Here is a 16,040-nt window from a genome sequence, read left to right on the forward strand (position 1 = left end):
AGCACACTGGGCGCTGTCGCGCCCCCAGGGGCGCGGGGAACTGCGCGACCAGCCCCCACCGGCCCGCGGGGTGGTCCCGGCGGCCTGTGCGGCGATGTCCATGCATAAGGGCTGTTGCCGCGCAAGAGCGCCTCACCGGCCATCCGGCCCGGTCCGGTTCGTATACGGAACTTCCGTCCGGTTAGGCTCATGACATGCATGCCTGGCCCGCTTCCGAGGTCCCCGCCCTGCCTGGTCAGGGCCGCGACCTGAGGATCCACGACACCGCGACCGACGGCGTGGTCCGCCTCGACCCCGGTCCCGTCGCCCGTATCTATGTCTGCGGCATCACGCCGTACGACGCGACCCACATGGGTCACGCGGCGACCTACAACGCGTTCGACCTCGTCCAGCGCGTGTGGCTCGACACCAAGCGGCAGGTGCAGTACGTCCAGAACGTCACCGACGTGGACGATCCGCTCCTGGAGCGGGCGCAGCGCGACGGCGTCGACTGGGTCGGCCTCGCCGAGCAGGAGACGGCCCTCTTCCGCGAGGACATGACCGCCCTGCGGATGCTGCCGCCGCAGCACTACATAGGCGCGGTCGAGGCGATACCGGGCATCGTCCCGCTCGTCGAGCGGCTGCGGGAGGCGGGCGCCGCCTACGAACTCGAGGGCGACATCTACTTCTCCGTCGAGTCCGATCCGAACTTCGGCAAGGTCTCCAACCTCGACGCGGCCGCCATGCGGCTGCTGTCCGCCGAGCGCGGCGGCGACCCGGACCGCCCGGGCAAGAAGAACCCGCTCGACCCGATGCTGTGGATGACCGCGCGCGAGGGCGAGCCCAGCTGGGACGGCGGCTCGCTGGGCCCCGGCCGGCCCGGCTGGCACATCGAGTGCGTCGCCATCGCCCTGGACCACCTGGGCATGGGCTTCGACGTCCAGGGCGGCGGCTCCGACCTGGCCTTCCCGCACCACGAGATGGGCGCCTCGCACGCCCAGGTGCTGACCGGCGAGTTCCCCATGGCCAAGGCGTACGTCCACGCCGGCATGGTCGCCCTGGACGGCGAGAAGATGTCCAAGTCCAAGGGCAATCTGGTCTTCGTGTCCACGCTGCGGCGAGAGGGGGTGGACCCGGCGGCCATCCGGCTCGCCCTGCACGCCCACCACTACCGGTCCGACTGGGAGTGGACCGACCAGGTGCTCGCGGACGCCGTGGCCCGGCTCGGCCGCTGGCGCGCCGCCGTCTCCCGGCCCGACGGTCCTCCGGCCGAGGCCCTGGTCGAGGAGATCCGCGAGGCCCTCGCGAACGACCTGGACGCCCCGGCCGCGCTCGCCGCGGTCGACCGCTGGGTCGCGCTGCAGGACGCCGAGGGCGGCACGGACACCGGGGCTCCCGGGGTCGTGTCGCGCGCCGTGGACGCGCTGCTGGGCGTGGCCCTGTAGCGCTCGTCCCGCACACGAAGGGGCGCTTCCTTGCGCAAGGAAGCGCCCCAACTGCTGTTCAGCGGCCGGTCAGATGCGCTGGATCCGCACGCTGCGCAGCACGTTCGGGGCCTGGGTGTCCCAGACGCCGATCACCTGGTGGCCGAACGCGAAGGCCTCCTGGATCTGCTGGTGCAGCTGCGGGGTCGGGTTGTTGAGGACCCGGAACTGGTTGTTGATGCGCAGGAAGACCTGCTGCGGCTGGCCCTGGAGCGGGTGGACGATGTCGACGAAGCCGTTGGCCACGCCGGCGGCGAGCGCCTGCGCCTGGACCTGCTGGATCACCTGCTGGACGACCGACTGCGCGAGCTGCTGGAGCTGCTGCTGCGTCTGCTGCTCCTGCTGCTGGGCCTGCTGGTCCTGCTGCTGTTGCTGACCGTAGGGCTGCTGCTGCCCCATCTGCTGCAGCAGTTGCTGGTACGGCTGCTGCTGGCCGAGCTGCTGGAGCTGCTCCAGCGAGCCGCTCATCCCCATCGGCTGCTGCTGCCCGAAGCCCTGCTGCTGGCCGAACGGCTGCTGCTGCCCGAAGCCCTGCTGGCCGAACGGCTGTTGCTGTTGCTGCTGGTACGGCGACGTGCTCGGGTTCTGCTGTCCCAGTTGACTCATCTGCGGGGTGGTGCTCATGCGGGTGTCACCTTCCCTTGATGGTTGGGATCCGTCAGCCCGTGACGACCAGGCCGACGATCTCGTCGTCCGAGAACCACACTCGGACGTCGGGCCGTCCCCCCGCGAAGGCGGAGTGCACCGCCTGGCGTACCTCGGGGGACGGGTGGTCCAGGTTCCGCCAGGCACCGGCCACGAACAGCCGGAGCCTGGGCGGGAGTTCGCGTGGATACGGCACCAGCTCGTCCCAGTACCGCTCGGCCCGGCCCGAGCCGACCGACTGCGGCAGCAGATGCGTGACCGCCGCCTTGATGTCGGGCCGGTTGCCGATCCGCTGGGAGGCGGGCCGGCCCGGTGCGTCCTGCTGCGGTGAGCCGGTGGCCCGCAGCACCTCGCGGGCACGTTCCGGGGACATCGGCGGCTGGCCCGCCGTCATGAGCATTCCCTGGAGGGCGGCCAGCGCGCCGACCACGACCGGGGAGGCGGAGGACGTCCCCGAGAACGTGTCCGTGTACCAGGCGATCTCCTCGGGCCCGCCCTGCAGATCGCCCGGCCGGTCCCAGAAGCCACCGGTGGTCGTGACCTCGCGGCCCCAGCCCTGGGCGTCCAGCCGGGCGCCGTAGTTGGAGAACGCGAGCCTCGACCGGTCGGGTCCGTGGTCGCGGCCGTGGGTGCCGGGCGGGGGCGCGCCCGCGCCGACCAGGACCGCGCCGGAGGACTGGTTGGAGGGGTTGAAGGGGTTGCGCCACCACTCGGGGAACTCGTCCGGGCGGCGTTCGTAGACCGCGTCGTCCAGCGACTCGGCGCCGTTGCCCGCCGCCTCGACCACGAGGATGCCCCGGGCGGCGGCGTACCGGATGGCCGCGAAGTCGTCCGGCCACCACTCCAGGGCGATGTAGCCGCGCTGGTCGTCGCGTTCGGCGTACTCGAACCGCGGCCCGGGCCGGTGCAGTTCGACCAGCACCACGTCGCCGGGGCCGAGGCGGTCGGCCGCCGCGTGGATCGCGGCCGCCGTGCCGATGCCCTGGAAGGACGCGGCCGCGGTCACCGCCTCGGGCACGATGCCGTTCACGCCGTACTCGCCCATGTCGCCGCCGATGACACCGATGACGGCGGTGCCGTGGTTGCGCCAGGCCAGATCGGTGAGCGGGGTGCCGACCACGATGCCGGCCAGCTTGGCGGCGAGGTCCTCGTGCCCCAGCTGCCAGGCGCCCTCGACATCGACGACGGTCACCCCTCGCCCCGCACCGCCGGGCCGGTGCCACGCCCAGTGGGCGTCGACCCCCTCGGGAGCGGGACGCAGATAGCCCTGGCGGCCGCTGAAGTCCGGTGTGACCGGGGCGCCTTCCTTCAGCCGCCGGTTGTCGTCGGCCACCGTCGCGGGGACGGCACCCGGCTTCACATACGCGGTGTCGATGCCCGGCAGTGCGGCGATCCGGGCCCGCAGCTCCTGGGCGCGGCTCTCCCCGCCGCGTACCCGGTAGAACAGCGCGAGGTCGGGCGGGCCCTGCTCGCCCGGTGCGGGGGAGGCCTGCTGGAGTCGCTCCTCGCTGCCGAACAGCGGCTGCAGCTGGAGCTGTTCGTCGCTGAGGAACATGTTGAGCGCGGAGAGGTCGGCACCGGCCGCCGAGCGGACGTCCTCGGCCCGGGCGCGCAGCTGGGCGCCGGGGCTCGCGACGACGATCAGCTCCTGCTCGGCTCCTCGATAGGTGAATCCCGCTCCGTCGGGTCCGGGCCCACCGGCTCCGGGACCCTGTGCCGGCTGTACCTGGTCGCTCATCGGTACCGCTCCCTTCGGTTCGGTCCGTGCGGGTGCGCCGTCGATGCACAACCAAGCACGCGCACGCCGACGCGTAAAGGCTGTTTTCGCCAACTCCGTTTGAAACAAGTTGAATTGGGTAACGTGTGCAATCCGTCCTGAAACAACCGGCACGGCTCAATCCGGCCAAAGGCTGTGGACAGACGAAGGGCGGTGCGCCACGCGCACCGCCCTTTTCCTCAGTCCTCCGAGGACTCGTCGTCCTCCTCGCTCGGCTTCGGAGGTTTCGGTGGTTTCGCCCGGCCGCCGGGGTTGTCCCGCAGATACGGCTGGTTCTCGCCGCCGTCCGCGGTGGCGTGTCCGCCGGCTGGACCCGACCCGTCCCGGCGGCGCAGATATCGCTCGAACTCGCGGGCGATCGCCTCGCCCGACGCCTCCGGCAGCTCCGCGGTGTCCCGGGCCTCCTCCAGCGTCTGGACGTACTCGGCGACCTCGCTGTCCTCGGCCGCCAGCTGGTCCACGCCCACCTGCCAGGCGCGCGCGTCCTCGGGCAGCTCGCCCAGCGGGATGCGCACGTCGATCAGGTCCTCCAGGCGGTTGAGCAGCGCCAGCGTGGCCTTCGGGTTCGGCGGCTGCGACACGTAGTGCGGCACCGCCGCCCACAGCGACACGGCGGGCACGCCCGCGTGCGTACAGGCCTCCTGGAGGACGCCGACGATGCCCGTCGGACCCTCGTACTTGGTCTCCTCCAGGTCCATGCGCCGCGCCAGGTCCGCGTCGGACGTTGTGCCGCTGATCGGGACCGGACGCGTGTGCGGGGTGTCGCCCAGCAGGGCGCCCAGCACGACCACCAGCTCCACCCCCAGCTCATGGGCAAAACCCAGCAGCTCGTTGCAGAACGAGCGCCAGCGCATCGACGGTTCGATGCCACGGACGAGCACGAGGTCGCGCGGCTTGTCACCGCCGACCCGGACCACCGAGAGGCGGGTCGTCGGCCACGTGATCTTGCGCACGCCGGCGTCCATCCACACCGTGGGGCGGTTCACCTGGAAGTCGTAGTAGTCCTCGGCGTCCAGCGCCGCGAACACCTCGCCCTTCCACTCCCTGTCCAGATGCGCGACCGCGGTGGAGGCGGCGTCGCCGGCATCGTTCCAGCCCTCGAACGCGGCCACCATGACCGGGTCGATCAGCTCGGGAACCCCCTCGAGCTCGATCACCCAGGCCTCCTTCCGACGTGCCCTCCGCTTGACCACCCAACCTTACGGCGTGCGGCGGGGGCACCCGCAGCCCCCTTGCACGGGCGAGTGAACGGATCACTGCCCCGATCGCCACCCCGGAACACCCCCCCGGCCACGCGAGCCGGAACGCAGGGCTCCGGGACTTTGCCCCACCGTCACAGCGTCGAGCGCAGCCACTGTTCCACGCTCGCGATGTGCACCGTCGCCCACGACCGCGCGGCCTCCGCGTCCCGGTCGCGCAGGGCGGCCAGGATCGCCCGGTGCTCGTGCAGGGTGCGGCTGACCGCGTCCTCCTGGGTCAGGCCGCGCCAGATACGGGCCCGGGTGGTCGGCCCCGACAGACCGTCCAGCAGCGAGCAGAGCACCGAGTTGCCGGAGCTCTGCACGATGCCGCGGTGGAAGTCGAGGTCGCAGGCGACCAGCTCCTCCACCGAGGGCGCGTCCCCGAGCTTGTCCAACTGGGCCGCGAGTGCGTCCAGTTGCTGCTCGCTGATCCGGGCGGAGGCCATCGCGGTCGCGGCCGGCTCCAGGATGCGCCGCACCGCGAGGAACTCCAGCACGGTGTCGTCGCGGTGGAAGTCGACGACGAAGCTCAGCGCCTCCAGCAGCAGTTGCGGGTCGAGGCTGGTCACATAGGTGCCGTCACCCTGCCGTACGTCCAGGATGCGGATCAGCGACAGGGCGCGTACCGCCTCCCGCAGGGAGTTGCGGGACAGCCCCAGCTCGGCCGCCAGCTCGCTCTCCTTGGGCAGCCGGTCGCCGGGTCGCAGCGCGCCGGAGACGATCATCCCCTTGATCTTCTCGATCGCCTCGTCGGTGACTGCCATGTCCGGCCTCCCTGTCGTTCAGACATCCGATGTCTTACGCCATTATGGCGTTCCACGGGCTGAACGGGGTGCCGAATGCTCAGCTCAGGCCCGGACCGTGCGGCCCTGCGAAAGGGGCGGCTCCATCGGCGCGGAGCCGCCCCTCACACGGGATCCGGCCTCCTAGGGGAGAGAGGCCGTTCCCCGTTCGTGCCGGTCCCGGCCAGGGGAAGGGACCGGCACGAGGTCACTTCCTCACGAGGTCACTTCTTCACGAGGTCACTTCTTCTCGAGGTCACTTCTTGTCGAGCAGGTCCTGGACCTTCGCCCGCACCTCGTCCGTGGCAAGCCCCCGGATCGTCAGCGTCGTACGGCGGCGCAGCACGTCGTCCGGCGTCTCGGCCCACTCGTTGTCCCGGGCGTAGACGACCTGCGCCCAGATCTCCGGGGCGTCCGGGTGCACCCGCTCGCCCAGCTCCGGGTTCTCGTTGGCCAGCCGCGCGATGTCGAAGGCCAGCGAACCGTAGTGCGTGGCAAGGTGCTTGGCCGTGTCGGCGGCCATCCGCGGCCCCGGCGCCGGGTTGTCCACCAGCAGCCGGTGCGCGACCGCACGCGGGTTGGCGACACCCGGCAGCGGCAGCTTCTTCGGCAGCGCGGAGATGGGCTCGAAGTCGTCGCCCAGCGGGGCGCCCGGCAGCGACTCCAGCTTCTGCATCACCGTACGGCCGATGTGGCGGAAGGTCGTCCACTTGCCGCCTGCGACGGAGAGCATGCCGCCACGGCCCTCGGTGACCACCGTCTCGCGCTTGGCCTTGGCCGTGTCGCCGGGGCCGCCGGGCAGCACCCGCAGACCCGCGAACGAGTAGGTGATGAGGTCACGGGAGAGCTGCTGGTCGCGGACGGAGAAGGCCGCCTCGTCCAGGATCTGGGCTATGTCCTGCTCGGTGACCGCGACGTCCGCCGGGTCGCCCTCGAACTCCTCGTCGGTCGTGCCGAGCAGCAGCATGTCCTCCCAGGGGAGGGCGAAGGTGATGCGGTACTTGTCGATGGGCGTCGCGAGCGCCGCCTTCCACGGCGAGGTCCGCTTCAGGACCAGATGCGCGCCCTTCGACAGACGGATCGACGGTGCCGCATTCGGGTCCTCCATCCTGCGCAGGTGATCGACCCACGGGCCGGTCGCGTTGAGTACGAGACGGGCGTTCACGCCGAACTCGTCGCCGGAGACGCGGTCGCGCAGCTCGGCGCCGGTCACCCGGCCCCGGGTGAAGCGCAGACCGCTGACCTCGGCGTGGTTGAGGACGACGGCGCCCGCCTCGACGGCCGCACGCACCGTCATCAGCGCCATGCGCGCGTCGTTCATCTGGTCGTCGCCGTACACGGCCACGGCCTTGAGGTTCTCGGTACGCAGCTCGGGCACGTCCTGCGCCGCCTTGGCGGGGGACAGCAGGTGGCCGACGCCGTCACCGAACGCGGAGAGCGCGGAGTAGGCGAAGACGCCCGCGCCGAGCTTCGCGGCGCCGTGCGGCCCGCCCTTGTACACGGGGAGGTAGAACGTGAGCGGGTTCGCCAGGTGCGGTGCCACCTGACGGGAGACCGCACGGCGCTCGAAGTGGTTCTCCGCCACCAGCTTCACCGCGCCGGTCTGCAGATAGCGCAGGCCTCCGTGGAGCAGCTTGGAGGAGGCGGAGGAGGTGGCGCCGGCGAAGTCGCCGGCGTCGACCAGAGCCACCCTGAGGCCGGACTGCGCGGCGTGCCAGGCGGTGGAGATGCCCAGGATGCCGCCGCCGATCACAAGAAGGTCGAACGACGCCTTGGCGAGCTGCTCCCGGGTCTCGGCGCGGCTCGCGGTGGAGCCGGAGGCCGGGCGCGTGCCCAGGGCAGGCACGGACTGCAGGGTGGTCTGACTGGTCATTTCGGGTTCTTACTCCTCATCGGAGCCGGTCGGGCCTGGTGGGGCCCTCGTCAGCTCTCGTCCTCGAGCCAGCCCATGGTCCGGTCGACGGCCTTGAGCCAGTTCTTGTACTCACGGTCGCGGGTCTCCGCGTCCATGCGGGGGGTCCACTCGGCGGCCCGGCGCCAGTTGGCGCGCAGGTCGTCGGTGCTGTTCCAGAAGCCGACGGCGAGACCGGCGGCGTAGGCGGCGCCGAGGCAGGTGGTCTCGGCGACCATCGGGCGCACCACCGGCGCGTCCAGGACGTCCGAGAGCGTCTGCATCAGCAGGTTGTTGGCGGTCATGCCGCCGTCGACCTTGAGGTTCACCAGCTCGACGCCGGAGTCCTTGACCATGGCGTCGGCGATCTCCCGGGTCTGCCAGGCGGTGGCCTCCAGGACGGCGCGCGCGAGGTGCGCCTTGGTGACGTACCGGGTCAGACCGGCGATCACACCGCGGGCGTCGGCGTTCCAGTGCGGGGCGAACAGGCCGGAGAAGGCGGGCACGAAGTAGGCGCCGCCGTTGTCCTCGACCGAGAGCGCGAGTGTCTCGATCTCGGCGGCGGTGGAGATCAGGCCCATCTGGTCGCGCATCCACTGCACCAGGGAGCCGGTGACGGCGATCGAGCCCTCCAGGGCGTAGACCGTGTCCTGGTCGCCGATCTTGTAGCCGACGGTGGTCAGCAGGCCCGCGTAGGAGTTGATGATCTTCTCGCCGGTGTTCATCACCATGAAGGTGCCGGTGCCGTACGTCGACTTGGTCTCGCCCTCGGCGAAACAGGTCTGGCCGAACAGGGCCGCCTGCTGGTCGCCGAGCGCGGAGGCGACCGGGATGCCGCCGAGCAGGTCGCCCAGCTTGCCGCCGGTGATCTCGCCGTAGACCTCGGCGGAGGAGCGGATCTCGGGCAGGATCTGCAGCGGGACGCCGATGGACTCGGCGATCTTCGCGTCCCACTCCATGGTGTGCAGGTTCATCAGCATGGTGCGGGAGGCGTTGGTGACGTCCGTGACGTGCTTGCCGCCGTTGGCACCGCCGGTCAGGTTCCAGATGACCCAGGTGTCCATGGTGCCGAACAGGATGTCGCCGGCCTCGGCGCGCTCCTTGAGGCCCTCGACGTTGTCCAGCAGCCAGCGGGCCTTGGGACCGGCGAAGTAGGAGGCGAGGGGAAGGCCGGTCTCGCGGCGGAAGCGGTCCTGGCCGACGTTGCGCCCGAGCTCCTTGCACAGGGCGTCGGTGCGGGTGTCCTGCCAGACGATGGCGTTGTGGACGGGCTCACCGGTGTTCTTGTCCCACAGCACGGTGGTCTCGCGCTGGTTGGTGATGCCGATGGCCTTGATGTCGTCCCGGGTGATGCCGGCCTTGGCGACGGCCCCGGCGACGACCTCCTGGACGTTGGTCCAGATCTCCGTGGCGTTGTGCTCGACCCAGCCCGGCTTCGGGAAGATCTGCTCGTGCTCCTTCTGGTCGACGGAGACGATACGGCCGTCCTTGTCGAAGACGATGCAGCGGCTGGAGGTGGTGCCCTGGTCGATCGCCGCGATGAAGGGCCCGGCGGTGTGGGCGTCGGTCACTGTGTGCTCCTGGGATGTGCTGAGTTGGGAGGGACTGTTCTACCGGTGCCTCTAAGCAAAAGCGACGTTGTAGATGCCTGCAGCGATCGCGCCGCCGATCAGCGGACCGACCACCGGGACCCAGGCGTAGCCCCAGTCGGAGCCGCCCTTGTTGGGCAGGGGCAGAAGGGCGTGCACGATGCGCGGACCCAGGTCACGGGCCGGGTTGATCGCGTAGCCCGTCGGGCCGCCGAGCGAGAGGCCGATGGCGACGACCACGAGTGCGGTGATCAGACCGCCGAGGACGCCGAGTCCGTTGCCCTTGTCGTTCAGGCCCTGCGTGAGCACGGCGAGGATCAGCACGATGGTGCCGACGATCTCCGTGAGGAGGTTCTGCACCGCGTGCCGGATCTCCGGACCGGTGGAGAAGATGCCCAGGACCGGGCCCGCGCCCGTCTCCTGCGCCTCGACCGCCTTGACCTTGGTGGCCTGTGCGCCCGGACCGCCGACGATCTCCTTGTCGGTCAGGTGCGCGTGGAACTGGCCGTAGTAGGCGACCCACACCAGGGTCGCGCCGATCATGGCGCCGAGCATCTGGCCGGCGAAGTAGACCGGAACGTCGCTCCAGTCGCTGTTCGTGATGGCCAGGGCGACGGTGACGGCGGGGTTGAGGTGGGCGCCGGAGAGCGGGCCGGAGATGTAGACGGCCGTCATGACGGCGAAGCCCCACCCGAAGGCGATGGCGAGCCAGCCCGCGTTACGGGCCTTGGAGGCCTTCAGCGTCACGGCGGCGCAGACTCCGCCGCCGAGCAGGATGAGTATGGCGGTACCGATGGTCTCGCCGATGAAGATGTCGGAGCTGGACACCCGCGACTCCTTTGTCCTTCGTCCAGGGGACCGAACCCCGGGTCCCTCCGGGAGTTCGAGCTGCCCTCGGGGTGAGGGCGGTTCCGGCCCTTGGCGTTGTCACACTCTAACGCGTATTGCCGGTAGGTGTTCGACAATGCCGACCGATGGACGGGAGTCTTGCTTCGCCGTCAGTCGCCCGTCAAGGGTCATGTCGTCGAAAACACGATCGTTATCGATCCGCGAGGGCAGTCGATCTTGCAGGTCAGATGCGTGCGGATGCGTACGGCGGGGTAACAAGCGCGGCGCGTACCGACTGGACGGTCTGTCCGCTCGCCCTGCGACCGCGGGAGGCTTCGGGTGCAGCGGGTCAGAACCGTCCGGCGCCCAGGTCCCGCGACACCGCGCGGGCGCAGTCCCGTACCGCGGCGATGAGTTCGGGCCGCACCTCGCCGTCCCGGCACACCCGCTCCACGGCACCGGTGATGCCCACCGCGCCGACCGGCATGCGCCGCCGGTCGTGGATGGGCGCGGCGATGGAGGCGACGCCCTCCCAGGTCTCCTCGACGTCGGCCGCGTATCCACGCGCGCGGGACATGTCGAGGATGTGCTCGAAGGCCTCCAGGTCGCACACGGTCCGGTCGGTGAAGGACTTGCGGTCGGCCTCCAGCGCCTCGCTGTGCGCGACCGGGTCGTAGGCGGACAGGACCTTGCCGAGGGCCGTGGAGTGCAGGGGCTGCATGGCCCCGATCTCCAGCACCTGGCGGCTGTCGTCGGGCCGGAAGACGTGGTGCACGATCAGGACGCCGTGCTGGTGCAGGACGCCGAGATACACGCTCTCCCCGCTGGAGCGCGCCAGGTCGTCCGTCCACACCAGGGCGCGCGCCCGCAGCTCGTGGACGTCGAGATAGGTGGTGCCCAGACGCAGCAGTTCGGCGCCCAGCTGGTAGCGCCCGGAGGCCTCGTCCTGCTCGACGAAGCCCTCCTGCTGGAGGGTGCGCAGAATCCCGTGGGCGGTGCCCTTGGCGAGGCCCAGTGACGAGGCGATGTCCGACAGGCCGAGCCGTCGCTCGCCGCCCGCGAGCAGCCGCAGCATCGCGGCCGCCCGTTCGAGCGACTGGATGTTCCGTGCCATCGCCGTGCTGCCTCCGTCCCCTTCGACCGTCGACGTGCGACGTCGCTGCCGCCGTTCGGCAATGTCGAACACTACCGGTCGATGCCGACCTCTCGCTAATGGTCGGCCGTCATCTGTCGCGATCTGTTGTGTCACAGGTATCCCGCAAGCGACCTGCCCGTCACCCTCGTCCGCCCCGTGGACGCCCCGGACATCCCCGGGCGGACCCGGTTACCCTGGCGTGGTGCGCCCGCCGCGGGAAGGCCTGCGGCAAGGGCGCAAAGCCGACAGCCGTCGCACTCAGAGGGAGCCCCTTCATGGCCTCGTCGCCAACGACCCCTTCCGCCGACAGCCGGACCCGTGTGTCCGCGCTCCGCGAGGCGCTGGCCACCCGAGTGGTGGTGGCCGACGGAGCGATGGGCACGATGCTCCAGGCGCAGGACCCCACCCTCGAGGACTTCCAGAACCTCGAAGGCTGCAACGAGATCCTGAACCTGACCCGCCCCGACATCGTCCGTTCGGTCCACCAGGAGTACTTCGACGCGGGCGTGGACTGCGTCGAGACGAACACCTTCGGCGCCAACTACGCGGCGATGGCCGAGTACGACATCCCCGAACGGGTCTACGAGCTGTCCGAGGCGGGCGCCCGTATCGCCCGCGAGACCGCCGACGGCTACCTCGCCCGGGACGGCCGACAGCGCTGGGTGCTTGGCTCGATGGGCCCCGGCACCAAGCTGCCCACGCTCGGCCACATCGGGTACACCACGATCCGCGACGCCTTCCAGCAGAACGCCGAGGGCCTGATCGCGGGTGGCGCGGACGCGCTCATCGTGGAGACCACCCAGGACCTGCTGCAGACCAAGGCCGCCGTGATCGGCGCGCAGCGCGCCCGTGAGCTCTCCGGCCTGGACCTGCCGATCATCGTCTCCGTCACCGTCGAGACCACCGGCACCATGCTGCTGGGCTCCGAGATCGGTGCCGCGCTCACCGCGCTGGAGCCGCTCGGCATCGACATGATCGGCATGAACTGCGCCACCGGCCCCGCCGAGATGAGCGAGCACCTGCGCTATCTCTCCCGGCACTCCCGCATCCCGCTGTCCTGCATGCCGAACGCCGGCCTGCCGGTCCTCGGCAAGAACGGCGCCAGCTACCCGCTCACCCCGCCCGAGCTGGCCGACGCCCACGAGACCTTCGTACGCGACTACGGCCTCTCCCTGGTCGGCGGCTGCTGCGGCACCACGCCCGAGCACCTGCGCCGGCTGGTCGAGCGGGTCCGGGACATCGCCCCGACCGAGCGCACCCCGCAGCCCGAGCCCGGCGCCGCCTCCCTCTACCAGAGCGTGCCGTTCCGCCAGGACACCTCGTACCTGGCGATCGGCGAGCGCACCAACGCCAACGGCTCGAAGAAGTTCCGCGAGGCCATGCTGGAGGGCCGCTGGGACGACTGCGTGGAGATGGCCCGCGACCAGATCCGCGAGGGCGCCCATATGCTGGACCTCTGCGTGGACTACGTCGGCCGGGACGGCGTCGCCGACATGGAGGAGCTGGCCGGGCGCTTCGCCACCGCCTCCACCCTGCCGATCGTCCTGGACTCCACCGAGGTCGCGGTCATCAGGGCCGGCCTGGAGAAGCTCGGCGGCCGCGCGGTCATCAACTCCGTCAACTACGAGGACGGCGACGGCCCCGAGTCCCGCTTCGCGAAGGTCACCGCGCTCGCGCGGGAGCACGGCGCCGCACTGATCGCGCTCACCATCGACGAGGAGGGCCAGGCCCGCACCCCCGAGAAGAAGGTCGAGATCGCCGAGCGGCTGATCGAGGACCTGACGACGAACTGGGGCATCCACGAGTCGGACATCCTCATCGACACCCTGACCTTCACCATCTGCACCGGTCAGGAGGAGTCCCGCAAGGACGGCATCGCCACCATCGAGGCGATCCGTGAGCTCAAGCGCCGCCACCCCGACGTGCAGACCACGCTGGGCCTGTCGAACATCTCCTTCGGCCTCAACCCGGCCGCCCGCATCCTGCTCAACTCCGTCTTCCTGGACGAGTGCGTCAAGGCGGGCCTGGACTCGGCGATCGTGCACGCGAGCAAGATCCTGCCGATCGCACGCTTCACCGAGGAGGAGGTGCAGACCGCCCTCGACCTCATCCACGACCGCCGCACGGAGGGCTACGACCCCCTGCAGAAGCTCATGCAGCTCTTCGAGGGCGCCACCGCCAAGTCCCTGAAGGCGGGCAAGGCCGAGGAGCTGGCGGCGCTGCCCCTGGAGGAGCGCCTCAAGCGCCGCATCATCGACGGCGAGCGCAACGGCCTGGAGGCCGACCTCGACGCGGCCCTGCAGGACCGCCCCGCCCTCGACATCGTCAACGACACGCTCCTGGACGGCATGAAGGTCGTCGGTGAGCTGTTCGGCTCCGGCCAGATGCAGCTGCCGTTCGTGCTGCAGTCCGCCGAGGTCATGAAGACGGCCGTCGCCTACCTCGAACCGCACATGGAGAAGGTCGAGGGCGAGGAGGCGGGCAAGGGCACCATCGTGCTGGCCACCGTCCGCGGCGACGTGCACGACATCGGCAAGAACCTCGTCGACATCATCCTGTCCAACAACGGCTACAACGTCGTCAACCTGGGCATCAAGCAGCCGGTCTCCGCGATCCTGGACGCCGCCGAGGAGCACCGCGCCGATGTCATCGGCATGTCGGGGCTCCTGGTCAAGTCCACGGTGATCATGAAGGAGAACCTGGAGGAGCTCAACTCCCGCGGTCTGGCGGCCGATTACCCCGTCATCCTCGGCGGCGCGGCCCTCACCCGCGCCTATGTCGAGCAGGACCTGCACGAGGTGTACGAGGGCGAGGTCCGCTACGCCCGCGACGCGTTCGAGGGGCTGCGCCTCATGGACGCGCTCATCGGCGTCAAGCGCGGAGTCCCCGGCGCGAAGCTGCCCGAGCTCAAGCAGCGCCGGGTGAGGGCGACTTCGGCGGTGGAGGTCGAGGAGCGCCCGGAGGAGGGCCACGTCCGCTCCGACGTCGCCACCGACAACCCGGTCCCCGCCCCGCCGTTCTGGGGCACCCGCGTCATCAAGGGCATCCAGCTCAAGGAGTACGCGGCCTGGCTCGACGAGGGCGCGCTGTTCAAGGGCCAGTGGGGACTGAAGCAGGCCCGCACCGGCGAGGGCCCCTCGTACGAGGAACTCGTCGAGACCGACGGCAGGCCGCGGCTACGCGGTCTGCTGGACCGGCTGCAGACCGAGAACCTGCTGGAAGCCGCCGTCGTCTACGGCTACTTCCCGTGCGTCTCCAAGGACGACGACCTGATCATCCTGGACGAGCACGGCAACGAGCGCACCCGCTTCACCTTCCCGCGCCAGCGCCGCGGCCGCCGGCTCTGTCTCGCCGACTTCTTCCGCCCGCAGGAGTCCGGGGAGACGGACGTCGTCGGCCTCCAGGTCGTCACCGTCGGCTCGCGGATCGGCGAGGAGACGGCGCGCATGTTCGAGGCGAACGCCTACCGCGACTACCTCGAACTGCACGGCCTGTCCGTGCAGTTGGCGGAGGCGCTGGCCGAGTACTGGCACGCGCGCGTGCGTTCGGAGCTGGGCTTCGCGGGCGAGGACCCGGCCGAGATGGAGGACATGTTCGCCCTGAAGTACCGGGGCGCCCGCTTCTCCCTCGGCTACGGAGCGTGCCCGAACCTGGAGGACCGCGCCAAGATCGCCGACCTGCTGGAGCCCGGGCGCATCGGCGTCCAGCTCTCCGAGGAGTTCCAGCTGCACCCCGAGCAGTCCACGGACGCGATCGTGATCCACCACCCGGAGGCGAAGTACTTCAACGCACGCTGAGGACGGCGAGAAGGACCGCAAAAGCGCAGCTCACAGCGGACCGGGGCGTACGTACGGTGTGCCCCGGCCCACACCGGATAAACCAGGCGCTTCGGCGGTGACAGTCGTACACTGGTCGGTCCACTGCAGGCCGGTTCCCCGCACGGGAACCGGCCTGATCGTCCCTCAAGGAGGTGCGCCCGGATGACCAGTACGGTCCCCGCGCTCGGAACCCGAACGGCCGAAGGCTCAGCCCTGCAGGCCGTGCTCCTCGACATGGACGGCACCCTGGTGGACACCGAGGGCTTCTGGTGGGACGTCGAGTGCGAGATCTTCGCCGGTCTCGGCCACACCCTCGACGACTCCTGGCGCCATGTCGTGGTGGGCGGACCCATGGCCCGCAGCGCGGGGTTCCTGATCGAGGCCACCGGCGCCGACATCACGCTCGCCGAGCTCTCGGTCCTGCTCAACCAGGGCTTCGAGAGCCGCATCGCCCGCGCCCTGCCGCTGATGCCGGGTGCCGCCAGACTGCTCGCCGAGCTGTCCGAGTACGAGATCCCCACGGCCCTGGTCTCCGCCTCGCACCGGCGCATCATCGACCGGGTGCTCACCTCGCTCGGCCCCCAGCACTTCGCCCTCTCGGTGGCCGGCGACGAGGTGCCCCGCACCAAGCCGCACCCCGACCCGTATCTGGCCGCGGCCGCCGGCCTCGGCGTGGATCCGGCCCGGTGCGCGGTCGTCGAGGACACCGCGACCGGGGTCGCGGCGGCCGAGGCCGCGGGCTGCCATGTGGTCGTGGTGCCCTCGGTGGCCCCCATCGCACCCGCCGCCCGGCGCACCGTCGTCACCTCGCTCGAAGAGGTCGACCTGACATTTCTGCGCGGGCTGATCGCTGTCTGATCGCCGTCCGATG

General features: G+C 70.6%; 11 protein-coding genes. 3 read left to right on the plus strand and 8 right to left on the minus strand.

Annotated elements, in window-relative coordinates; all coding sequences use genetic code 11:
- Positions 1–194: 194 nt before the first annotated feature.
- Positions 195–1,424 carry a cysteine--1-D-myo-inosityl 2-amino-2-deoxy-alpha-D-glucopyranoside ligase gene (mshC, locus tag MQN93_RS28790; RefSeq protein ID WP_016434413.1) on the plus strand — a complete coding sequence of 410 codons (1,230 nt, stop codon included), beginning with the start codon at positions 195–197 and terminating at the stop codon, positions 1,422–1,424.
- 69 nt (positions 1,425–1,493) lie between these two features.
- On the opposite strand, the gene MQN93_RS28795 is transcribed toward mshC, so the two are convergent.
- From MQN93_RS28795 to MQN93_RS28830, 8 genes are all read right to left on the minus strand, one after another.
- Positions 1,494–2,087 carry a hypothetical protein gene (locus MQN93_RS28795; protein WP_242711863.1) on the minus strand — a complete coding sequence of 198 codons (594 nt, stop codon included), beginning with the start codon at positions 2,085–2,087 and terminating at the stop codon, positions 1,494–1,496.
- Between the two features lie 34 nt (positions 2,088–2,121).
- Positions 2,122–3,846, minus strand: coding sequence for a S8 family peptidase (locus MQN93_RS28800; protein WP_016434411.1), 1,725 nt, complete (start codon positions 3,844–3,846; stop codon positions 2,122–2,124).
- A gap of 218 nt (positions 3,847–4,064) precedes the next feature.
- Positions 4,065–5,042 carry a PAC2 family protein gene (locus MQN93_RS28805; RefSeq protein ID WP_016434410.1) on the minus strand — a complete coding sequence of 326 codons (978 nt, stop codon included), beginning with the start codon at positions 5,040–5,042 and terminating at the stop codon, positions 4,065–4,067.
- Between the two features lie 176 nt (positions 5,043–5,218).
- Positions 5,219–5,890, minus strand: a complete 672-nt coding sequence (locus tag MQN93_RS28810) for a FadR/GntR family transcriptional regulator (protein WP_016434409.1) — start codon at positions 5,888–5,890, stop codon at positions 5,219–5,221.
- 274 nt (positions 5,891–6,164) lie between these two features.
- Complete coding sequence (locus MQN93_RS28815; protein WP_242711864.1) at positions 6,165–7,781, minus strand: glycerol-3-phosphate dehydrogenase/oxidase; 1,617 nt, start codon at positions 7,779–7,781, stop codon at positions 6,165–6,167.
- Between the two features lie 50 nt (positions 7,782–7,831).
- Positions 7,832–9,370 (minus strand): glycerol kinase GlpK, encoded by a 1,539-nt coding sequence (gene glpK / locus MQN93_RS28820; protein ID WP_016434407.1) that lies wholly within the window; start codon positions 9,368–9,370, stop codon positions 7,832–7,834.
- 51 nt (positions 9,371–9,421) lie between these two features.
- Positions 9,422–10,216: an MIP/aquaporin family protein gene (locus MQN93_RS28825; protein WP_016434406.1), complete on the minus strand. Its 795-nt coding sequence runs from the start codon at positions 10,214–10,216 to the stop codon at positions 9,422–9,424.
- Positions 10,217–10,565: 349 nt separating this feature from the next.
- Positions 10,566–11,330 carry an IclR family transcriptional regulator gene (locus MQN93_RS28830; protein ID WP_016434405.1) on the minus strand — a complete coding sequence of 255 codons (765 nt, stop codon included), beginning with the start codon at positions 11,328–11,330 and terminating at the stop codon, positions 10,566–10,568.
- A 296-nt stretch (positions 11,331–11,626) separates the two neighbouring features.
- On the opposite strand from MQN93_RS28830, the gene metH reads away from it, so the two are divergent.
- Complete coding sequence (gene metH, locus MQN93_RS28835) at positions 11,627–15,148, plus strand: methionine synthase (RefSeq protein WP_242711865.1); 3,522 nt, start codon at positions 11,627–11,629, stop codon at positions 15,146–15,148.
- A gap of 183 nt (positions 15,149–15,331) precedes the next feature.
- Complete coding sequence (locus MQN93_RS28840) at positions 15,332–16,027, plus strand: HAD family hydrolase (RefSeq protein ID WP_242711866.1); 696 nt, start codon at positions 15,332–15,334, stop codon at positions 16,025–16,027.
- The last annotated feature ends 13 nt before the right edge of the window (positions 16,028–16,040 follow it).

The sequence above is a fragment of the Streptomyces spinosisporus genome, from assembly GCF_022698145.1.
Lineage (GTDB): Bacteria > Actinomycetota > Actinomycetes > Streptomycetales > Streptomycetaceae > Streptomyces > Streptomyces spinosisporus.

Excerpts from the sequence above, each read along its gene's own strand:
- mshC (WP_016434413.1), top strand. The coding sequence starts at position 195 with ATGCATGCCTGGCCCGCTTCCGAGGTCCCCGCCCTGCCTGGTCAGGGC.
- MQN93_RS28795 (WP_242711863.1), bottom strand. The coding sequence starts at position 2,087 with ATGAGCACCACCCCGCAGATGAGTCAACTGGGACAGCAGAACCCGAGC.
- MQN93_RS28800 (WP_016434411.1), bottom strand. The coding sequence starts at position 3,846 with ATGAGCGACCAGGTACAGCCGGCACAGGGTCCCGGAGCCGGTGGGCCC.
- MQN93_RS28810 (WP_016434409.1), bottom strand. The coding sequence starts at position 5,890 with ATGGCAGTCACCGACGAGGCGATCGAGAAGATCAAGGGGATGATCGTC.
- MQN93_RS28815 (WP_242711864.1), bottom strand. The coding sequence starts at position 7,781 with ATGACCAGTCAGACCACCCTGCAGTCCGTGCCTGCCCTGGGCACGCGC.
- MQN93_RS28830 (WP_016434405.1), bottom strand. The coding sequence starts at position 11,330 with ATGGCACGGAACATCCAGTCGCTCGAACGGGCGGCCGCGATGCTGCGG.
- metH (WP_242711865.1), top strand. The coding sequence starts at position 11,627 with ATGGCCTCGTCGCCAACGACCCCTTCCGCCGACAGCCGGACCCGTGTG.
- MQN93_RS28840 (WP_242711866.1), top strand. The coding sequence starts at position 15,332 with ATGACCAGTACGGTCCCCGCGCTCGGAACCCGAACGGCCGAAGGCTCA.